The organism is Vreelandella zhaodongensis (assembly GCF_013415115.1).
GTDB classification, from domain to species: Bacteria; Pseudomonadota; Gammaproteobacteria; order Pseudomonadales; family Halomonadaceae; genus Vreelandella; species Vreelandella zhaodongensis.
This window is the reverse complement of the sequence record NZ_JACCDD010000001.1, coordinates 125,190-147,062: the sequence shown is the minus strand read 5'-3', so window position 1 is coordinate 147,062 and position 21,873 is coordinate 125,190. Positions and strand designations below refer to the sequence as shown.

The 21,873-nt window shown below is 54.1% G+C and carries 13 protein-coding genes; 10 read left to right on the top strand and 3 right to left on the bottom strand.

Annotated features, from left to right (window positions below; genetic code table 11):
* Window positions 1-50: 50 nt before the first annotated feature.
* Entirely contained in the window at window positions 51-2,066 is a 2,016-nt protein-coding gene (locus tag HZS79_RS00580) for a sensor domain-containing diguanylate cyclase (RefSeq protein WP_179926802.1), read from the bottom strand.
* Window positions 2,067-2,370: 304 nt separating this feature from the next.
* On the opposite strand from HZS79_RS00580, the gene HZS79_RS00575 reads away from it, so the two are divergent.
* The 7 genes from HZS79_RS00575 to rfaH are packed head-to-tail and all read left to right on the top strand — an operon-like array spanning window position 2,371 to window position 17,465.
* Window positions 2,371-4,446, top strand: a complete 2,076-nt coding sequence (locus HZS79_RS00575) for a capsule polysaccharide biogenesis protein (RefSeq protein WP_179926801.1) — start codon at window positions 2,371-2,373, stop codon at window positions 4,444-4,446.
* A 1-nt stretch (window position 4,447) separates the two neighbouring features.
* On the top strand, window positions 4,448-5,683 hold the full coding sequence (locus tag HZS79_RS00570; protein ID WP_179926800.1) for a capsule polysaccharide biogenesis protein: 1,236 nt from the start codon (window positions 4,448-4,450) through the stop codon (window positions 5,681-5,683).
* Window positions 5,680-6,513, top strand: a complete 834-nt coding sequence (locus HZS79_RS00565; RefSeq protein WP_179926799.1) for an SDR family NAD(P)-dependent oxidoreductase — start codon at window positions 5,680-5,682, stop codon at window positions 6,511-6,513. Before HZS79_RS00570 ends, HZS79_RS00565 begins: the two co-directional genes overlap by 4 nt.
* 1 nt (window position 6,514) lies before the next feature.
* Entirely contained in the window at window positions 6,515-8,206 is a 1,692-nt protein-coding gene (locus HZS79_RS00560) for an LTA synthase family protein (protein WP_179926798.1), read from the top strand.
* On the top strand, window positions 8,203-15,606 hold the full coding sequence (locus HZS79_RS00555) for a type I polyketide synthase (protein ID WP_179926797.1): 7,404 nt from the start codon (window positions 8,203-8,205) through the stop codon (window positions 15,604-15,606). Before HZS79_RS00560 ends, HZS79_RS00555 begins: the two co-directional genes overlap by 4 nt.
* Window positions 15,603-16,937 (top strand): aminotransferase class I/II-fold pyridoxal phosphate-dependent enzyme, encoded by a 1,335-nt coding sequence (locus HZS79_RS00550; protein ID WP_179926796.1) that lies wholly within the window; start codon window positions 15,603-15,605, stop codon window positions 16,935-16,937. Before HZS79_RS00555 ends, HZS79_RS00550 begins: the two co-directional genes overlap by 4 nt.
* Before the next feature lie 3 nt (window positions 16,938-16,940).
* Entirely contained in the window at window positions 16,941-17,465 is a 525-nt protein-coding gene (rfaH, locus tag HZS79_RS00545; RefSeq protein ID WP_162218250.1) for a transcription/translation regulatory transformer protein RfaH, read from the top strand.
* Between the two features lie 153 nt (window positions 17,466-17,618).
* Here rfaH and rnk read toward each other — a convergent pair whose 3' ends face one another.
* On the bottom strand, window positions 17,619-18,032 hold the full coding sequence (gene rnk / locus HZS79_RS00540) for a nucleoside diphosphate kinase regulator (protein ID WP_162218251.1): 414 nt from the start codon (window positions 18,030-18,032) through the stop codon (window positions 17,619-17,621).
* 124 nt (window positions 18,033-18,156) lie between these two features.
* Window positions 18,157-19,509 (bottom strand): NADP-specific glutamate dehydrogenase, encoded by a 1,353-nt coding sequence (gdhA, locus tag HZS79_RS00535; protein WP_179926795.1) that lies wholly within the window; start codon window positions 19,507-19,509, stop codon window positions 18,157-18,159.
* 468 nt (window positions 19,510-19,977) lie between these two features.
* On the opposite strand from gdhA, the gene HZS79_RS00530 reads away from it, so the two are divergent.
* Genes HZS79_RS00530 through HZS79_RS00520 form a run of 3 tightly spaced genes read left to right on the top strand, consistent with a single transcriptional unit; the run spans window position 19,978 to window position 21,866 of the window.
* Complete coding sequence (locus HZS79_RS00530) at window positions 19,978-20,523, top strand: Csu type fimbrial protein (RefSeq protein WP_162218253.1); 546 nt, start codon at window positions 19,978-19,980, stop codon at window positions 20,521-20,523.
* 8 nt (window positions 20,524-20,531) lie between these two features.
* Window positions 20,532-21,053 (top strand): Csu type fimbrial protein, encoded by a 522-nt coding sequence (locus tag HZS79_RS00525; RefSeq protein WP_162218254.1) that lies wholly within the window; start codon window positions 20,532-20,534, stop codon window positions 21,051-21,053.
* 51 nt (window positions 21,054-21,104) lie between these two features.
* Window positions 21,105-21,866 carry a fimbrial biogenesis chaperone gene (locus HZS79_RS00520; protein ID WP_179926794.1) on the top strand — a complete coding sequence of 254 codons (762 nt, stop codon included), beginning with the start codon at window positions 21,105-21,107 and terminating at the stop codon, window positions 21,864-21,866.
* Window positions 21,867-21,873: the final 7 nt, after the last annotated feature.

The following is a 21,873-nucleotide window of genomic DNA, read 5'->3' as shown; positions in this document are numbered from 1 at the left end:
TAGATGGCACGGATTATTACGTATTTCCAGAAAGTAGCGCCCGTGCGGCATTACTCGAACATTTTGACAGGGCCTAACGACGTTGGAAGCTTGACTACCACGCTATCGCGCCCGAGGCCTTTAGCGTCGTAACTGGCGGCATCTGCCCGAGAGAGTACCGTTTCCACATTGACATCGCTATCACCGAAGGTGGTAACGCCTATGCTCAGTGTGACGGAGTACTCTTTGCCTTCATTAATAACCGATACCTCGCTCACCGATTGACGCAATGACTCAGCGATACGCTCTGCTTGCCCTAATGTACAGCTAGGCAACAATACGCCAAACTCATCACCCCCCTGGCGAGCCACATGGTCACTGCGGCGAACTTCCCAGGCAACTACCTGGGCGATACGGCGCAGCATTTCGTCCCCTAAAGCATGGCCGCCTTCATCATTAATCGGTTTGAAGTGGTCAAGATCGAATAACAACAGTGCCGATGGTGTGCTGGTTTTTTGGAAATCTGCAAAGGCGTCTTCAAGGCGGCGCTCGAAACCTCGGCGGTTAAGCAGCCCCGTTAACGGGTCGTGCTCTGCTTCCCAACGCTGGAGCGCTTCCTGCTCCCGACGCTCAGTAATATCTTTTACTACGCCCACCAGCCCAAGGGAATTGCCTCCCTGGGAGAGCATCACCACACGCGCGTGAATATCCAGCCAAAGCATTTCGTTGTCACTGCGAATGAAGCGCAGTTGACGCATGTAGTCATTGCCAGTTTTTAAACTGTGCTGCCACATGTCTTCTGCCCCGGAACGATCATCCTCATGAATCTGCTCAAGCCAAGTCTCCATTAAGATATTGGACTCGATACCTAAAATTTCTAAAAGCGCCGGATTCATGTAGGTAATATTGCCGCCAAAGTCGGCCACAAACATACCTTGGGGCGATGCATTCATGACAGAGTCCAAAAACGCTTCACGCTCTTGCAGATGCTCGACTAACTGCTGTCGCTCATCTTCAACACGATTAAACGTGTGCGCCACCTGCTCTAGCTCTTGCATACTCGTCGCAAGGTCTACGTATGAACGACGCCCAATACCGACCTCGCCAATCTGTGATTCCAAGCGATCTAGTGGAGTCAGAATGCGTGCCAGCAGCCACCATAGAAGCGGCATCATTAACAGTGCTGCTACGATCCAAATCCACCACAGCTTTTGGATAAAACCAGAAAGCGGCAGTTGCGCCTGATCTATCGGCAGATAAAGCCCCACTACCCAGCTAGCTGGCCATACTTGTGCATAAGATTGCAGCCCCACTCGACCATCCAGCAGCGAACCAATGCCATCGCCTCGCCAGCCATCGAGTGCTAAATCGATTAGCGGATTAGCAGTCAGGTCGACGTTCTCGTTATTAATTAACGACCGGTTAGGGTGATATAAAACTCTGCCGCTTGCCGTCGCAACCGCCGCATACCCTTCACTCCCTAGGCGTATGGTGGCCAAGCGTCTAAATAATCCGCTGCTATCCAAGCTGACCACACCACCGATAAACCCAACAAAACGACCATCGCTATCCAGGCGAGGCACACTGACCAACACCATGGGCATGTCGCTGGCACGCCCTATAAAAGGCTCACTGACATAAGGCTGTCGCGTACCACGTAACATTTTAAAATATTCAAGCTCAGCAGTTTCAAGGCCTGTACGGCCGGCAACCGCTGGCCAGTCAGCGATAATGCGCCCTTGGCTGTCACTGACAACAATCGCGTCAAACCACGCCAACAACGAATCGTTTTTACGCAATTCATAACTAATCTGAGAGGTGTCACTCACGACTCCCAACGTGTTGCTTAACCGTTCTAACGCTTGAAAACGGTGGTCAATCTGTTGGGTTATCTCATCAGCGATAATATCGGCTTCGTAACGCAAATGGGCCATGTTGGTTTCCTGCACCATGGTTTTACCCACCTGCCAAGCCATCCCAAGCACCAGGCCAGCCAGTAATAGCAGTGCACAGGAGAGTCCCAGCAATAGCCGACTTTTTAAGGAACTAAGCGTAATGAGCCTACTGAGCCAGGGGTTATGGGACATCGATTTTCTGAACATCGGGGCTAGATGCACCGATCACCCTTTTATTATTAACATTCACCAACATTGCAGCCAACGAATCAGCCCCAACCGCGATATAAACGAACAACTTATCAAAAAGATGGAGGAAATGCGCGTTGAAGCAGCTTAACTTATAAATTCTGATATGTGACATTTTGTGACAAGTTTCTCCTCACCATAAGATCACTTGAGACTTAATTGATAAGCTAGACCTTTTCACGTATGTTCGCCGATTTATTACTTGCGCTTACATTCGCGCCAACGTTAACACCATTGCGGCCCTTTCATGGCAAAACACATAGCAGGCTATACATCTAAGGGTATTATCAACATTTCCGCCCTAGCTTCTTTTTTGCCTGAATTTGATCACTTCTCGCCAATCGGGCTGCTACGCCCTAAACCTGATGCGGTCATCGGCTGGGGGCTTAAACCCACCAGCGTGGGGGCGCGCCATTATGCAAAAAAGCATGGGTTGCCTTATATCGCTCTTGAGGACGGCTTTCTTCGTTCACTAGGGCTAGGCGTCGAGGGCTTTCAACCCCATAGCATGGTGGTTGACCATACCGGCATTTATTACGATGCCTCACGCCCCAGCGATTTAGAAAACTGGCTGAATAACGCGACCTTTGACTGCGAAGAGCTAGCTCAGGCAGCACGTTGCATTGAGCAACTATCACGCTATCGGTTATCAAAATACAACCACGCCCCTGACCGCCCCTTGTCAGCACTTGAGAAAGCTAGCAAGCCCAGCACCAGCGTCTTAGTGGTAGACCAAACGGCTGGCGACGCCTCCATTCATCATGGAGGAGGCAGTGCGGACAGCTTTCAGCAAATGCTAGAAAGCGCACTCAGCGATCACCCCAGCGCCGACATACTGGTCAAAGTTCATCCTGACGTCATTGCCGGTAAAAAGCAGGGCCACCTAGCGAATGCTATCGATCATCCACGTTGCCACATTGTTAGTAACGACATTAACCCCTGGGCACTGTTTGACGCGGTCGAATCGGTTTATGTGGTCACCAGCCAACTTGGGTTTGAAGCACTCATGGCAGGCAAACAAGTGCACTGTTTTGGCCTACCCTTTTATGCGGGCTGGGGGCTGACGATTGATCAGCTCAGTTGTTATCGTCGTAAAACGGTGCGCACCCTTGAAGAAGTATTTGCCGCTGCCTATCTGCGTTATGCTCGATATGCCAACCCTTATACAGGCAATGCTTCTACGCTTGAGGAGACAATCGCATTGATTGCCGACCAAAAGCGACAACAAGAGCGGCTTCGCGGACAGTGGTTAGCCTGTGGTTTCTCTTCATGGAAGCGACGGTTTATTGGTCATTTTCTTGGCCCAGCGGCACAAATTAGCTATCAAAAAAAGCTACCAGCTGCGTCCTCTCAGACGCCTGAAAAACCCAATCTACTGGTATGGTCTAGCCGTATTGACGACGACTTCAAAGCCCGCCACAGCCACCATATGTCGTCAATTTGGCGAATGGAAGATGGCTTCATCCGTTCGGTGGGCCTTGGGGTCGACCTCACTCAGCCGCTGTCGCTGGTCATCGATCGCCAGGGTATTTACTACGACCCTAGTCAACCTAGTGAGCTTGAAACGCTGCTTAATACCACCGACTTCAGCGATGACCTGCTGGAGCGAGCGGCACAGCTGCGTGAGCGTTTAGTTGCGTTAAAGCTTTCTAAGTACAACATGCCCGGCGAAGCCACTATTAGCTTGCCCTCTGACAAGCACATTATTTTAGTGCCCGGCCAGGTAGAAAGTGACGCCTCGATTGCCACAGGCTCTCCAGAGATACGCACTAATAGCGCTCTGTTAAGCGCTGTACGGCAAGCTAACCCTGACGCTTTTATTGTCTACAAAGCGCACCCCGATGTTATTACCGGTGCCCGTATCGGAGAACTCGATACCAGCGCAAAACGTCTGTATGATTTCGATGCTAGTCACATTGATATCACTGTGCTGTTAGCGCGCGTTGATGCTGTACATACTATGAGTTCGCTGACCGGCTTTGAGGCGCTTTTGCGCCAACGCCACGTGCATACTTATGGCCTCCCGTTTTACGCGGGCTGGGGACTCACTCAGGATGCGATGCACTGCCCAAGAAGAAACCGGACACTATCGTTAGATGCCCTGGTAGCAGGAACGCTGCTCCTTTACCCAAGTTACGTTGCACCTAACTCTCGGCAGCTCTGCAATGCGGAAACGGTAATCAGCCTGTTGGAACAGGCGAAATCACAACAATTAAAGTTGCAAAAGCCAGGTTCTCAAAACCCGGGCTCTCAAAAGCACATGCTTACATGGAAGCAGCGCCTGTACCGCTGCTATCGTAACTTATTCATTGGAAGCCATTAAGTTGAAGCAAAAGCGCGCATTCTTATTTTTACAAGGCGTTTGCTCGCCCTTTTACCAACGCCTTGCCCGTCGCCTAACCGACGATGGTCACCGCGTGGTAAAGGTTAACTTCAACGCCGGAGATATCGTTTACTGGCAGCGTACTCATAGCCAAAACCACCTGTTTCGGGGGCCACTCAGCGAACTGCCCGCTTATATTCAGTCGCTTTGGCAACGCTATGGCATTACCGACCAAGTGCTGTTTGGTGACCGCCGACCTATTCATCGCCCTGCCGTTGATCAGGCCCAGGCAGCAGGTATTCGCACTCACGTATTTGAAGAGGGATACTTTCGCCCTTTTTGGGTCACGCTGGAACGTGAGGGAGTCAATGGTCATTCACTGCTGCCCCGCGACCCGACTTGGTTTTATGAAACCGGTAAAGCACTGCCTAGGCTACCTGCGCCGGTTCGTTTTCATTCATCGTTTAAAATCCGCGCCGCCCATGATGTTTGCTACCACTTGGCCGGGCTGGCAAACCCGCTGGTAGCCCCCCACTACCGCAACCACGCCCCCATTACTGCACCGGTAGAGTATGCGGGTTACATCAAGCGTTTCACACTGCTGAAACAGTGGAAAAAACGTGATGCCGAGCGTATTAAGAACCTGATTGAAGGTGGAAAGCCTTACTTTATGCTGCCGCTGCAGCTGAATACCGATGCGCAAATTCGTGACCATTCGCCTTACGACAATATGGAACAGGTAATGGATCACGTCATGGGCTCATTTGCGTTGCATGCGCCAAGCGATGCGCTGCTGTGTATTAAAAACCACCCGCTGGATATGGGGCTGGTTAACTACCCTAAAGTCATTCAAAAGCTTGCCGATTTTTATGGCCTGCAAGGGCGCATTGTTTACTTAGAATCAGGCAACCTTAACCCGCTGCTCAAACACGCTGCAGGCACGGTCACCGTGAACAGTACGGTAGGCATTGTTTCTCTTGAAAAACAGTGCCCCACCTTTGCCCTCAGCGACCCCATCTACAACTTGGCAGGCCTTACCTACGAAGGCACGCTGGATGAGTTTTGGCACCAGCCACCACTACCAAGCCAAGCCATGTTTGGTTACTTTCGCAACACCGTCATGCATACCGTGCAGGTTAACGGCGGCTTTTACTGCCAGCCTGGTATCGATTTAGCAGTGGACAACGCAGCGCATATACTAGAAGCCTGCCCTTCACCGCTGGAGAAGTTGCTTTGAGCACTGCTCTATCATCTAAGCCTTCAAAAACGCCATCAACTGAGAGTGCGGCTCTTGGCAAACCACGCTGCGTGCTCATCACCGGCGCAACGGGCGCCATTGGCGGTGCATTGGCTCACGCTTACGCAGCACCCAATACGCACCTGGTGTTGCATGGGCGCAATCGACAGTCGCTTGAAGAGCTGGCGGGAGTGTGTCACGGGAAAGGCGCTCAGGTGTCACTGTCATCCGCCAGCCTGACTGACACCACCGAACTGAACACTTGGCTAGATACCCTATGTGCCGAGCACTTGCCAGACATCGCGATTGCCAATGCGGGCATCAATACGCACCCAAGCGACCAAACACTTGAACCATGGGATGACGTGCAAGCACTGTTGGATATTAATTTAAAAGCCCCCATTGCCATGGCGCAGCGCTTGGTACCTGCCATGCAAGCACGAGGCAGCGGCCAGCTGGTGTTTATTAGCTCTCTTGCAGGCTGGCATGGCCTGCCAACAACGCCTAGCTACAGCGCCAGCAAAGCAGGCATCAAGGCCTACGGTGAAGGGCTCCGTGGCTTACTTGCCCCTCACGGTATCGGTGTCACAGTGGTAATGCCTGGCTATGTGACCTCACCCATGTGCGATGCCATGCCTGGCCCAAAGCCTTGGGAGTGGTCACCTGAGCGTGCTGCCAAAGCAATTCAGCGCGGTATCACAGCGAATCGCGCACGTATTAGTTTTCCATTCCCACTTAACTTCGGCTCATGGTGGTTAGCGGTATTGCCTGCCAGCATCTCTCAATGGTTCATCAAGCACTTGGGCTTTGGCCACATGGGAGGAAAGTAGCATGCAACTGCTTGCTTCCCCCGTGCTAATGGGTCCGCTTCTAGCGGGTTTGTTGTTCAGCCTGCTGTTTGAAGCATTACTCAAACCACGCCCACAACCTTGCTGGCAACGCAGCCTTGCTGCCAACATGGTGCACCTTGGCTGCTGGCTGCTGCTATTCGGTCTGTTTGTGCTGATTCTACAGCGCCCCTGGTTTGCGGTGGTGTTTATTCTTTCGCTGCAGCTCGTGGTGGTGCAAGCCAGCAACACCAAGTCCCGCACCTTGAATGAGCCGTTTATTTGCCACGATTTTGAGTATTTTTGGGATGCCATCCTGCATCCAAGGCTTTATGTGCCCTTTTTCGGCATTGGTCTTGCTATTGCCGCCAGCAGCGCGGGCGCCGTTGCCATTGGTAGCTTTTTTTATGTTGAGCCTCCGCTGACGAACCAAAAGGGTGTGACGGCATTTTTACTTAGTAGCGTTAGCCTGATAACCACCGGCGCACTAATCGTTTGGCTAGGATGGCGTCAACTCCCCTCCATCACGCTTGATCCCGCAGCTGACCTAGACCACCTGGGTTTATTCTCAAGTCTGTGGAGCTACGGTATCGCCCTGGCGCGCTCTCACGCACCAGCGCCAACGACATCTCCTTTTTATGCACTAGCGCAAAGCACTGCTGAACAAAGCACTGCTGAACAAAGCACTGCTAAGCAAAGCACGGTTGCCAATGGAGCGACCGCCATGCCACCTAACGTGGTATTAGTACAAAGCGAATCGTTTTTTGACCCTCGCGCTTGGTGTGAAGACGTTGCCGCTGACCTACTGCCAAATTATGACGCCACGCGCGCGGGTGCACTTCTATACGGAACACTTAACGTCCCTGCCTGGGGGGCCAATACGGTGCGTACCGAATCCGCTGTGTTAACAGGCCTGCCGCCCAAGACCTGGGGAGCTCGCCAATTCAACCCCTACCGCACACTGTCACGCCATACCATGCCTAGCATTGCCAGTGCCTTTAAGGCGCAAGGCTACCGTACTGTTTGCGTACACCCTTACCCTGCCACCTTCTATCTGCGCGACCGCGTTATCCCTAAATTGGGTTTTGAGTCATTCATCGACATCAACGCGTTCAGCAGCCAGGATAAGCATGGTCAGTACATTAGCGACCAAGCAGTTGCACGAAAGGTTGGACGCCTGCTCGAAGATGGCGATAATAGGCCATTATTTGTCTTTGTGATCACCATGGAAAACCATGGTCCGTTACACTTAGAGGCACCCGACAGAGCGACGCTAGCGAAAACACTGCCAAATGCAGCATGGCCGCTACCAAATTATTTGCGTGACCTAGCCGTTTACCTGCAACATTTAAGTGAAGCAGACCACATGCTGGGTAGCGTTAAAGCAGCACTACAATCAGCTTCAAGGCCAGGGCTACTTGGCTGGTACGGTGACCACGTACCGATCCTGCCTGATGCATATGGGCATTACTCGCCACCTGATGGCGACACACCGTATATGATATGGTCAACGCAATCAGACAGTGCTTTACATACTAAACTAAATAGCAACTTGCCCGACCAGCCGCCTGCTGTACAAGGATCGTGCACGTTGTCATCTAACGAACTTGGCGTTCAGCTATTTAAACAGGCGTTTGGACGCGATATAAGTAGCGATGTGATCAAGGCAGAACCAGAACCTCAGGAGCAAGAATGACTAAACGCGTTGCCATCATCGGCGCCGCCCATCGTTTCCCCGGCACCACACCTGAAACGTTCTGGCAGGACCTGCAAGCCGAAAAAGACCTCGTCACCCAAGTGGCCCCAGACCGCTGGAGCCACGATGCGTACTGGCACCCAGATAAACGTCACCCAGGCACCAGCGTTACGTTTGCCGCTGGTAGCCTTGGCGATATAAGTGGCTTCGACGCAGAGTTTTTCGGCATTTCGCCCCGTGAAGCGGCGAACATGGACCCTCAACAGCGCATGCTGCTAGAACTTAGCTGGGAAGCCATGGAAAGCGCGGGCATTACGCCTAGTAGCCTCCGCGGCAGCCAGTGCGGCGTTTTCCTTGGCGTCGCCAGCCTTGATTACTCTTATCGCATGGCGGATGACATGGGGGCCATTGACGCCTCGACAGCCACAGGCAACACCTCCAGTATTGCCTCTAACCGCCTCTCATACGTATTTGACCTGCATGGCCCTAGCATGTCGCTGGACACCGCCTGCTCGTCTTCCATGGTCGCGTTTCATCAAGCCTGCCAATCTATCCGCAGTGGTGAAACCAACATGGCGCTGGCCGGTGGTATCAGCCTGCATTTGCATCCGTACGGTTTCATCATTTTCTCGAAGGCTAGCATGCTCTCCCCCACGGGGCGCTGTCAGGTATTTGATGAAGCAGGTAACGGCTACGTGCGCTCAGAAGGCGCGGGGCTGTTTTTGCTCAAAGATTACGACCAGGCAGTCGCCGATGGCGACAATATCCTGGCGGTAGTAGCGGGCTCAGCCGTTAACACCGACGGCCACAAATCCGGCCTTACCGTGCCCAATCCCAGCGCGCAAATTGAGCTAATGCGCCGCGCCTACGAGCAGGCCGGTATTGCACCGGATGAGATCGACTACCTTGAAGCCCATGGTACCGGCACCGCCGTTGGCGACCCGATAGAAACCCGAGCCATTGGCGAAGCGCTGGGCAAGTTCCGTAAAACGCCGCTACCTATCGGCTCGGTAAAAAGTAACGTTGGCCACCTGGAAACTGCTTCTGGGGTAGCTGGGCTTGCCAAAGCACTTTACAGCCTGCAACACCGTGAAGTACCTGCCACCATTGGCATTCGTAACCTCAATCCGCTCATCAAATTTGATGAGTGGAACATTAGTGTTGTCACTAAAGCCCAGTCACTGAAAAAACAAGGCCGCTTGGTCATTGGCGTGAACTCGTTCGGCTTTGGCGGCGCAAATGCCCATGTTATTTTGGAAAGTGCGCCAGAAAAAACCCCAGCATCCCGTCAAATGCCTGACACCGCGCTACCTATCCGCATTAGTGCTCGAAGTCAGGAAGCACTCGCCGCTAATGCACGCGCATTAGCCAGCTATTTGCGTGAAAGTGACCAACCCTTTTACGACATCGCACATACACTGCACAGCCATCGTGAACATCACACGTTTGGTGCGCTCTGTTTTGCCCAAACGCCGGAAGCTGCCGCCAGCGCGCTAAGCCAGTTCGCCGAAGGTGAAGAAAGCCCAACCGCGACACTTGAACGCCTAGCCAACGCACGTGGTCCGGTGTTTGTCTACGACGGTAACGGCTGCCAATGGGAAACCATGGGCCACGACCTCCTGGAAAGTGAGCCTGCATTCAGTGATGCTATCGACCACGTGGATGCTCTATTCCAGAAACATGGGGATTTTTCACTGCGCGACGAGCTCGCGGGCCGCAACCAACAAGAGGCCAGCGAAGGCCGCTTTGAACGCACCGAGATTGCCCAACCAGCGCTGTTTGCCTTACAGGTCGCATTAACCGAATGGTTTAAATCCAAAGGCATTGTACCCACCGCTGTTTTCGGCCATAGCGTTGGCGAAGTCGCCGCGGCCTGGGCATCAGGCGCACTTACGTTAGAAGACGCCGTAAAAGTCATTTACTACCGCAGCTTCTATCAAGGCAAAACCCGTGGCCTAGGGGAAATGACAGCGGTTGCCATGAGCGCGGAAGAGATCGCACCCTGGCTTGAAAAACCCGAATTTAACAACATCAGCTTAGCGGGCATTAACAGCCCCAAAGGCATCACCCTCGCGGGTGACCAAGACCAGCTGACTGCGCTGGAAACAGCACTTAGCGCTCAGGACATCTTCGCTAAACGGCTGCCGTTAGATTACGCCTTCCATAGCCCCGCCATGGACAGCATCAAAGCAGGCGTGGTGGAAGCGCTGGCTGATATTCAACCGCGCGCCACCGAGATCCCCTATGTCTCCACCGTCACGGGCGCCATTAGCGAAGGCACCCAGCTAGATGCGCATTATTGGTGGCTCAATATCCGCGAGCCGGTGTTATTCGATGGCGCCGCTACTACGCTTATCGAACAAGGTTACAACGTCTTTATAGAAATTGGCGCGCATCCTATTTTGCGCCGTTACTTGAACGAGTCCCTGCGCCAACAAGAGCGCAGCGGTTTAGTGCTGGGTACAATTGAGCGCCATAAGCCTGGAACGGATGAGCTGACTCGAAGCCTCGGCCAACTGCTACTAAGCGGACTCAACCTAGCAAGCCATCACTTCTTCCCAGTTGAAGGCCAGCGCGTTCTACTGCCCCGCTACTCATGGCAACGCACTCATCACTGGGTGCAGGGCACCACCGACGGCCAAGGCCTGCTTACGCGCTATTACCAGCACCCACTGCTGGGCTACCCCCTTGCGCAGCAAGATCACACCTGGGAAAGCCAGCTGGACACCAAGCGCCAGCCCTGGCTAGCCGACCATGTGGTCGGCGAAGGTGCAGTCTTCCCCGGCGCAGGCTTTGTAGAACTTACCCTAGCCGCCGCCTTACAGCAGAAAGATACACCGCTGCTGGATATCGAAGAGTTGGAAATTCGCGCGCCACTACTCTTAGACGGCCCCAATGGCCGCACCATGCGCTTAACGCTGAACCCAGACGATGGCCGCCTAGCGATTCACTCCCGTGAACCTGCCACGGGCAGCGAATGGCAGCTAAACGCTGTTGCCCGCCGCATGCGTGAAAGCCGAGGCTTTTTGCTTAACCGCCAGGCTCCCAGCGTGCCCAATCGAGCGCCAGACGTTACCCTGGCCCAGCATTTACAAATGGCCGAACGCATTGGGCTGCACTACGGCCCCGCCTTCCAGGCCATTAGTCGCGGCTGGATTGAAGGCGATAGCGTCATCGGCGAGATCACACTGTCAGAAGACGTGCAATCACAGCTTGAAACGCTTCACGTGCACCCCGGCATTCTGGACAGCGCTTTCCAGATGTTTATTCCGCTGCTGGCACAACACAGTGACTTTGCCTCCCAGCTAGCATTTGTGCCCGTTCGCGTCGGCCGACTTCAGGTGAACGCCGAAGCCGGAGCGCCCGTACTGGCTCGTGCGGTAATGGGTAAGCGCGCGCCCCACTCCTTCACCGCCGACTTCGAACTGTATGACGCTGCAGGCAACGCCGTGGCCGTGCTTAGCGAAACCCGCTTTAAAGCAATTCGCCTTAACCGCGCCCACCATCAACACTTCAGCTACTTAGATGTAGAGCTAACACCTGCGCCACTGACCGCCACAACACTCCCCCTGCCAGGCTATGCCCTTGCCCGCTTAGCAGGGCTGAGCAGTGCCTATGCGGCTAGCACCGGTCAGCGCTATGCTCAAGAAGTAGCACCGCTGCTGGATAGCCTCAGCGAAGCCTTCACCCAAGGGCTGAACGTGGACGGTGACGAAGAACAACTCGCCCCAGAGACTATCTGGCAACTGCTGGTACAAGATTACCCCGACTATTTTGCCCCCATCCATTTGGTGGGTCGCTTAGGGCTTCACCGCAAACAGCTCACCAACGGTAGCGCTTCGCTGGAAAGCTTAAGCATTACGGGCGAGCACCTCGCGGGCATCAACCGCGTGCTGATTGGTGAAAGCGGCTGGCAGGTATTAGCAAGCGAACTAGGCATGTTGATTGAAGCGGTACTTGCCAACCTACCCACAGGTCAGCGGCTTCAGTTACTGGAAGCTGGCCCCTGTGCGCCTGCCCTTGGTCAGCGCCTGCTTGAGCAGCTTACCAATGCGCAACACATCACCAAAGGCGCACATCATTACCGCGCCATCACGACCAGTGATACCGCTCGCCATCAAGCGGAGCAGCTGCAAGAACGCTTCCCGCTGATGGACATACAGCCGCTGGAAGCGACGCTGCCAATACTTAGCGACGCCGACAAAGCCCAGCTAGCATTTATCAGCGTGGACGTTACTCAGCCTGAGCGTACCCGCCAGCTCATTGAAGCCTTGCCCGCCCAGTTGGCACCCGGCGCACAAGTAATGGTCATTGGCATTCAACCTAGCCGTTGGCTAGATGACCTACTGGCAACCCCAGGTATCGATCAAGCAGCCCTCGAACAAGCGACGCTAAGTGATTGGTTAAACGAGCAAGGCCTAAGCGTTTCACCGCCGGTTGAGCTGGAAGAGAACGGTGCTTATCTGCTTCACGCTCAAGCAGCAACGTTTGCCGATGAATCTAACACCACAGGCAACCCGGTTAGCCACCACCTCATTGTCGCCGATACTCCCCATCTAGCGCTGGCAGAGCGACTGGCTAATAAGCTGCGTGTGTATACGAACGGCTATGCTAGTCACAGCAATGCTGGTAACGACGGTGTTAGCAACGACGCTTTTAGCAACGACAGTGTTTGGGTTACGGTAAGTGACGCAGTGCCCGCCGCACTGCTAAACGAAGCTCAGGCCGCCTTTGGTGAAAGTTTTGGAAAAGGTGTCAGCGCCCTTAACGTTGTTGATTTTCGACAGCGCGGCGCGGCATCTACTGCCGAACAGACGCAGCGTTGCCACAGGGCTCAACAGTGGTCCTTGGCGTTAGAAGCCAGCGGACTTGAAGGACAAGGCACCCCTGTAACGCTTTGGCTGCCCACCCAGGAGGCCAGCACTGGTGATGACGCCGCTCTATGGGGCTTTGGTCGCTCGTTAGCTAACGAAGCCGTTGGCCATCGCGTCACGTTGATTGATCTCCCTGTTACGCCCAATGATGCAGCACTGGACGTTCTGGCCGCCACACTCGCCACACCAGATAGCGAAAACGAACTAGTGGTTACCGCGGAAGGCTCACGCTTTGCCACCCGCCTACGCACACTGCCAGCGCCTCATCCGGCGAAACAAGTTAGCACTGCACCGCGTCAGGCAATGACACTCGGCTTTGCGCTACCAGGTCAGTTGCGACAGCTACAGTGGCGGCCACGCCAACTGCCTGAGCTTGGCGCAGATGATGTCGAAATTCGCGTGAAAGCAACCGGGCTTAATTTCCGCGATGTGATGTACACCCTGGGTCTGCTTTCCGATGAAGCGATCGAAAACGGCTTTGCTGGGCCAACCCTCGGGCTTGAGTTCTCCGGTGAAGTCATCGCGGTAGGGGCTAACGTTAATCACGTTACCCCCGGTCAAGCCGTCGTCGGCTTTGGCCCTGCCAGCTTCAGCGACCGCCTAATTGCCAGCCAGCATGCGGTAGCGCCACTGCCCGAAGGTGTTAGTTACGCGGCGGCGGCCACTATTCCGACCACCTTCTTCACGGTGTATTACGCGCTGAAACACTTAGCGCGCCTGGAACCCGGCGAGAAAGTGCTCATTCACGGCGCGGCGGGTGGCGTGGGCATTGCAGCCCTGCAAATCGCCCAGTGGATGGGGGCCGACATTTACGCCACTGTTGGGTCAGAAGAGAAGCGCGACTTCTTGCGCTTGATGGGCGAGGAGCGCATTTACGACTCCCGCTCGCTCACCTTTGCCGAAGAGATCCTGGAAGATACCCAGGGCGAAGGTGTCGATATCGTGCTTAACTCCTTGGCAGGCGAAGCCATTAACCAAAACCTGCGCGCCCTGCGCCCGTTTGGTCGCTTCCTGGAGCTAGGTAAACGCGATTTCTACGAAAACACCCATATTGGCCTGCGCCCGTTCCGCAACAACTTAAGCTACTTCGGCATCGACTCCGACCAGCTTATGAAAGTACAGCCCGCGCTTACCCAGCGTCTGTTCGGTGAAATGATGGCGCTGTTTAACGACGGCACGCTCAGCCCACTGCCATTTACCGCGTTCAGCCACAGCCAAGTCATTGACGCCTTCCGCTATATGCAGCAAGCGCGACAGATCGGCAAAGTCGTGGTGACCTATGAACAGCCCATTGCGCCGCCACGTAACGAACTACTTGGCACCGACACCATGGCACTGGCTGCCGAGGCCTGCTATCTGGTCACCGGCGGGCTGGGTGGTTTCGGCCTCAAAACCGCTCAATGGCTGGTAAGCAAAGGTGCACGTCAACTTGTGTTGCTTAGCCGCAGTGGCCCGACCAGTGAAGAAGCGCAAGCCGCCATCGCCGCCTTTGAAGCTCAAGGTGTCAATGTGCTGGCAACAGCCTGTGACATTACCGATCACGATGCCTTAGCCAGTGTCATAGCACGTGCACAGCGCGAACTTGGCTCGCTAAAGGGTATCGTGCACGCTGCCACGGTGATCGATGACGGCCTGATTCGCAATTTAGATGCTGAGCGCATCCAAAAGGTACTCGCACCCAAAATTGACGGTGCCCGTCACCTGGACGCTCTCACCCGCGATATTGAGCTGGACTTCTTCGTACTGTACTCCTCAGCCACCACGCTGTTTGGTAATCCAGGGCAAGCTAACTACGTCGCTGCCAACCACTGGATGGAGGCCTTTGCAGCCCGCCGCCGCGCCGCGGGTCTTCCCGCCACGTGCGTGCGCTGGGGCGCGATCGAAGACGTCGGCTTCCTGGCACGCAATACCCGCACGCGTGACGCGCTGCAAGAGCGTTTAGGCGGTTCTGCACTGCGCTCAGACGACGCGCTTAACGTACTGGAGCAAATGCTGCTGACACCGGGGCCAAGTTTAGGCGTACTGGAGCTTGAATGGGGGGCACTTGCGCGCTTCTTACCAACTGCCCAGGCACCCAGGTTTAATGAAATTGCCCGCACCAGCGACGATGACGGCAGCGCCGACAGCGATGATGATATCAGTGCGCTGCTGGCCGATCTCACTCCTGAAGAAATGCATAGCACTGTCACCGAGTTACTACGTGCAGAACTCGCCAGCATTCTCTTGATTGATGAGGAGAAAATTGACGTCAATCGCTCCGTATACGATATGGGATTTGACTCGCTGATGGGCGTTGAATTAATGACCGCCATCGAAAACCGGCTGGGTGTGCAAGTGCCCGTCATGGTGCTAAGCGAGGCGTCATCGTTGAACAAATTGGCCAGCGTGCTGATTCAAAAGTTACATCAGCATGACAACGATGTTGAAGAAGCGCCTCAAGATGCGTTAGCCTCTCTGGCCGCTCGCCATGGGGCGGACGGGCTCACCAAAGAGTCGGCTTCAACATCTACGACCGAGACACCATGACCGCAAAGCGCTCTGAACTGAAACGACAACTTCTGGAACAGGCACGCAAACGCCAAATGCCGCGTGCCGCCAGCGCTCAAGGGCCTGGAGCTCCAGGGGCAGACACGACACGGCCAGTTCCCGAGCGCTTTACGCGATTCGACGCTCATCCTGGCTATCAGCAGCTTGCTATGATGCGCCAAGGCGCTGAACAGCTGGGCCTTAAAGACCCTTTCTTTAAGGTACATGAAGGGCTTGCTGGCGCCACCAGCATGATTAACGGGCGCCAGTGCATTAACTTTGCTAGCTACAACTACCTGGGTTACTCAGGCGACCCACGCGTTGTCCAGGCAGCGTGTGAAGCCGCCGCCCACTATGGCACATCGGTATCGGCAAGCCGTGTCGTATCAGGTGAACGCCCTATCCATGGCGAGCTTGAGCAAGCGATTGCCAGTACCTATGGCGTTGAAGATGCGGTTGCCTTCGTCAGTGGTCACGCGACGAACGTATCCACACTGGGTTATCTGCTAGGCCCAAAAGATCTGGTGCTGCACGACGAGTACATTCACAACAGCTCGCTAGTCGGTGCCCAACTCTCTGGCGCTAAGCGCATGTCGTTTAGCCACAACGATCCCGCTGCACTAGAGACACTCCTAGACCGCCATCGTCATCAGTTTGAACGGGTGCTAGTGGTGGTCGAAGGGCTTTACAGCATGGACGGCGATATTCCTGACCTGCCCCGCTTTATCGAATTAAAGCAGCGCCACCAAGTATGGCTCATGGTAGATGAAGCCCACTCCTTCGGCGTTATGGGCGAGACCGGCCTTGGCCTGCGAGAGCATTTTGCAATTGACCCCACCGATGTTGATATCTGGATGGGAACCATGAGTAAAACGCTGTCAGGTTGCGGTGGTTATATTGCAGGTAATAAAGCGCTCGTCGAAACCCTGCGCTACTTTGCACCAGGCTTTCTCTATAGCGTCGGCATGCCTGCGCAAGTGGCGGCTCCTTCGCTTAAAGTGCTTGAGCTAATGTCCAAGGAACCCGAGCGTGTTGCCAAGCTGCAGGCAATCTCACGCTACTTTCTTGAGCAAGCTCAAGCCCGAGGAATGGACACCGGTCATAGCATCGGCTCGGCAGTGGTGCCTGTTATCGTCGGCAGTTCACCGCTGGCAGCACACCTCTCTCATGCGCTGCTCGAAAAACAGATCAATGTACAACCCATTTTGTATCCCGCTGTTCCCGAGAAGAGCGCTCGCCTGCGCTTTTTCCTTTCCTGCGAACACACCCAGGCCCACATTGACCAGACGCTAGACATACTCGCCACGCTCATCGCTGACGCCAAAGGTTGATCTATGGAGGTGAATGAACCCTACGAGGAGGTAACCCCTTGCTGGTACGTGATTCAATGCAAAGGGGGGGAATCGTTTCGTGCGGCCGAACACCTTACCAACCAAGGGTATGACGTGTTCCACCCTGTGCTTAACGCCAAGCGTAAGCGTCAGGGCAAGCTCACCACGGTGACCGAGCCACTGTTTCCTTACTATCTATTTATCCGCCTGGATCAAACGGTGAGTAACTGGCGGCCCATTCGCTCAACCCGTGGTGTCTTACGCCTACTCACCTTCGGCAACACGCCTGTGGCAGTGCCCGACGCACTGGTAGAGACCTTACGCGCACAGCCGCACCACCAAGAAGGCATTCACAGCTATTTCTGCGCCGGAGAAAAAGTAACGATTACTGACGGCCCTTTCAAAGACCTCGAAGCGGTATTCAAACGCTGCAAAGGTGAAGAGCGCGCCATTGTGCTGCTTAACGTACTGCAACGCCCGCAGAGTATCGAGCTCTCTGTCGACAGCCTGAAAAAGCGCGAGGGCTAATACCCTCGGCCCTCCCCGCGGGTGCGCCGCAGGCTTGCTACGCGCTACAAAACCATTAAAATCAATCGCTTGAACGCACCGTAGCGCGGTGTAACGAATCTCACGAGGAACGAGCGAATGAGGCACCCGCGTCGGCGGCGGAGCCGCCCAGCCTTATCGGTGGAACTGCTTTTCCCGCTCGGGCTGCCAAAATATCGCATCAATGCGTAGACGCACTTCCGTATTATTGGGAAGCGGCCACTCGATCACATCGCCTACCCTCAAGCCAATAAGTGCCGCGCCAATGGGTGCCATTACGGAGATACCATCCTCAACGCTATCAAGCGCGTGGGGATACACCAACGTTCGAATCATCTGACGCCCACGGGTCAGATCAGTGAAGCGTATCTGACTATTCATACTTACCACATCGTCAGGAATATCCTGAGGGTCGAGCACTTCCCCTCGGGTCAACTCCTCTTCGAGCAACTCTGCCACCATCATGTCTTTATCAGCGGCATTATCAATCAAGCGCTGAAGACGTTCAGCATCAAGACGATTAATCATAATAGGAGGACGCTGCCCCATTTCTACTCTCCTTGGAAAGTAATCAACTGTGATGTTTTTTATAACGCACCAATGAAAACAGCCCTTCCCCAAAGGGAAAGGACTGTATTAAAAGCAGTGTATGTGGTTTAGCTGATAAAAGCGACTAGATAACGCCCTGCTCAATCATTGCATCGGCCACCTTACGGAAACCGGCAATGTTAGCTCCCAACACAAGGTTATCCGGCTCGCCAAATTCACTTGCCGTATCCGCACACTGGCGATAAATATCCGACATAATCTGTTTAAGCTTAGCGTCAACCTTCTCCAATGGCCACTGTTCCATACTGCTATTTTGAGCCATCTCCAATTGACTTGTCGCTACCCCACCCGCGTTAGCCGCCTTACCCGGCCCATAGGCAATTTTTGCTTCCAAAAAGATATCCACTGCCTCTTTTGTGGAAGGCATATTAGCGCCTTCACTTACACAGCTAACACCGTTAGCCAGTAGCGACTTCGCATCGGCCTCGGTCAGCTCATTTTGAGTAGCGCAAGGGAACGCCGCCTCGCCGCTAATACGCCACACCGCATGGCCATCCTGCGGGTAGTCACGCGCCGAAATGTAGTGCGCCTCGGGGTGCTCATGCAGATAGCTCTCCAACGACACTCGCTGCACTTCTTTTAACTGCTTTAGCAGTCCTAAATCGATACCGCTCGGGTCGTGAATCGTACCCTTCGAGTCACTGCAGGTAACCGGTGTGGCACCTAATTCATACAGTTTTTCAATGGTGTAGATCGCTACGTTCCCTGCCCCAGAAACCAGGCACGTCTTACCACGCAGCTCTTCCCCCCTGGCCGCCAACATATTCTGCGCAAAGTAGACCGCGCCATAACCAGTTGCCTCTTTGCGGCCAAGCGAGCCCCCCCAATTCAATCCTTTTCCTGTCAGCACTCCCTCGTAGCGCCCCGTTAAGCGCTTATACTGACCAAACAGATAACCAATTTCTCGGCCACCTACCCCAATATCCCCGGCAGGCACATCAGAAAGCGGGCCAATATGACGATAAAGCTCCGTCATAAACGACTGGCAAAAACGCATAATCTCGTTATCTGACTTACCCTTAGGGTCGAAATCAGAGCCCCCTTTGCCACCGCCAATTGGCAGACCGGTTAGCGCATTTTTAAAAATCTGCTCAAACCCTAAAAATTTAATGGTGCCCGACGTCACGCTGGGGTGAAAACGCAAGCCCCCCTTATAAGGGCCAAGTGCTGAATTAAATTGCACGCGATACCCCTTGTTCACCTGCACGCGCCCAGCATCATCCACCCAGCTCACCCGAAACATCACCTGACGTTCAGGCTCAACAATACGTTCAATAATACTGTGCTGATGATAATGCGGTGCGCGTTCGAACAGCGGGCGAAGACACTCAAGCACTTCTTCAATGGCTTGATAAAACTCTGACTGTGCAGGACTACTTTTTGCTAAACGCATCAGCGTATCGTGAACATAAGGCATAAACAGACACCACTTACAGTTTGGAAACGTCAAGTTGCTGGCCAGAGCGTTCACGTATTTAACTGTGAGTACGGAAATATGCATACCCTATGCCGGTTCGGTATGGGCAAAAAAAGCAAGGTAACTAGACTAAAGTGGCACCCAAATAGCCCTCTAATGGTGCAAACAACAAAACCAAATAAACGATAAATAAACGATAAATGAGCAAAAAATAACAAGAAAAACAATAAAAACCACGCGACAGAATGCCTAGTTAGCTCATTCCAGCCCCCTCTCAAGATATCTAAGCATTTAGTTATTTGCCCTGATGGCTATCTAATGCGCTGCCAGCAACTTTTTTATTTGATGCTATTTTCAGAAAAGAGCATTTTCAAAAACAATAATGAGCATTCCAGTATTGAGATTGTTAAAGCGAATGCTCTTTCTAAACATGAAAACTCTAAGCAACTAATCTCTAAGGAGTTTATTATGCTTCTCTCTAGATACTCTCGGGCCACTGGTTTAAGCGCTGCTCTTGCCTCTCTTGCCCTCCTACCAAGCTTGGTGCAAGCACAGTCCTTAAGCGGAACGATAGACGCTTCGATCACGCTTGAAGCTGGCTGTTCAATTGACGGCGAAGATGGCACTGCGGTTGACTTTGGTGAGTTGGCATTTGGCACTCACTCAGCCCTCTTCGATCAGGCAGATGCCCAGGTAGCCGGTGCTGGAGGCATCACCGTGCTCTGCTCACCTGGCGTGGCTCCCACCTTTACGTTGCTGAATGGAGCGCATGATGGCGATGCCGCTCCCGCGATTCATGCAATGCAAGATACGACAGAGCCAGCCTTTGTCGGTTACACCCTGTATACGGATACCGCTCGAACGGAGACACTTGCCCTGAACGGCACCATCGTGCTGGACGAATTCACCAACGGCCCGCAGTCAATCGATCTATACGGACGCGCCTTTGGTGACCCGGGCAACCTGCCCGCAGGCACTTACGAAGATACGTTACAAGTTCAACTGACCTGGTAACGACTCGAATGGCTCGCTGTTTACGTCTCATCGGCCCGATGATGATGGTTGCGGGGCTAGCACAGGCTTCCCCCACCGACACCTTTATGGTGTCGGCAACCATCACACCGGGCTGCCTTGTCAATAACAGCATCCCTGCTGACGGCGCCCAATTGGGCACGCTTGGCAGCTTGGCGTTTGGTTCCGCGTCGGCACTCTCCCAGGAAACACGCAGCGCGTCGTTGCTAGCGTCAGGGTCTTTTACGCTCAGCTGCACACCTGGAATTCCGTTAAGCATGCGCATTGATGGCGGCCTTCAACCGACGACTGAACGACAACTGAAACGGGAAGATGGCAGCGAGACGCTGGCTTACCAGCTTTACCAGGATGCCGCATCGGTCAACCCTATTGACATTGACCAGCCCATTACCATCGACACCACCACAACTCCTGATGACATTCCGCTGCCGGTCTGGGGAAGTTTAACGCTGCCTGGCAACCTACCAGCCGGAAACTACCGCGACGAGCTCGTGCTAACCCTGGAGTGGTGACGTTAAAAAGATGACAGCGACAAGGACACGTCCGGTTTAAGGAGAAAGCCCATGCTGGCAATGCGCTTTGGTCACCCTATTAGGATCATCACGCTTCTGAGCATGCTTTTAGCGCCCTTTCCGGTAGCAGCCAGCTCACTGTTGATTTGGCCGATTTATCCGGTCATCGAGAGTCATCAACAAGCAAGTGCGCTTTGGCTAGAAAATCGAGGTAACGAGACAGCCAATATGCAGCTGCGCATCTTTTCCTGGTCTCAACAAGGAGGAGATGACCACTATCAACCCCAGCAGGCAATCGTTGGAAGCCCACCGATGATGGCCATCGCTCCTGGCGAACGGCAGCTAGTACGCTTGATTCGTCAGACTCCGCCACCTCCCGGACAAGAACAGGCTTACCGCATTATTGTTGACGAGATTCCGGCGTTGTCACCTAACCACGAGTCTCAAGCTGCACCCCGAGCCGCCGTACGTTTGCAGATGCGTTACTCGCTGCCGCTATTCGTTTATGGCGAGGGAGCATCCCCGCCGGAACGCATAGCCAGCAGCAACGCACCTTACCCAGGACTCACTTGGAAAATCGTTCAGCAAGGGGGAACTTCACAGCTAGAGATCCGCAATACTGGCCAACATCATGTCCGCCTTAGCCGAGTGGCTTTCGAACAGTCAGGACACCGCTCTGAAGTGACCAATGGGCTACTGGGCTACGTGCTTCCTGGCCAACGGCAACGCTGGCCGCTACCTCAAGGCCTTAGGCCGACTGGAGAACTGCATGCGAAAATTGCGGGCGTCAATCACCGTATCTCGCCCAAGTAGGTGCCGA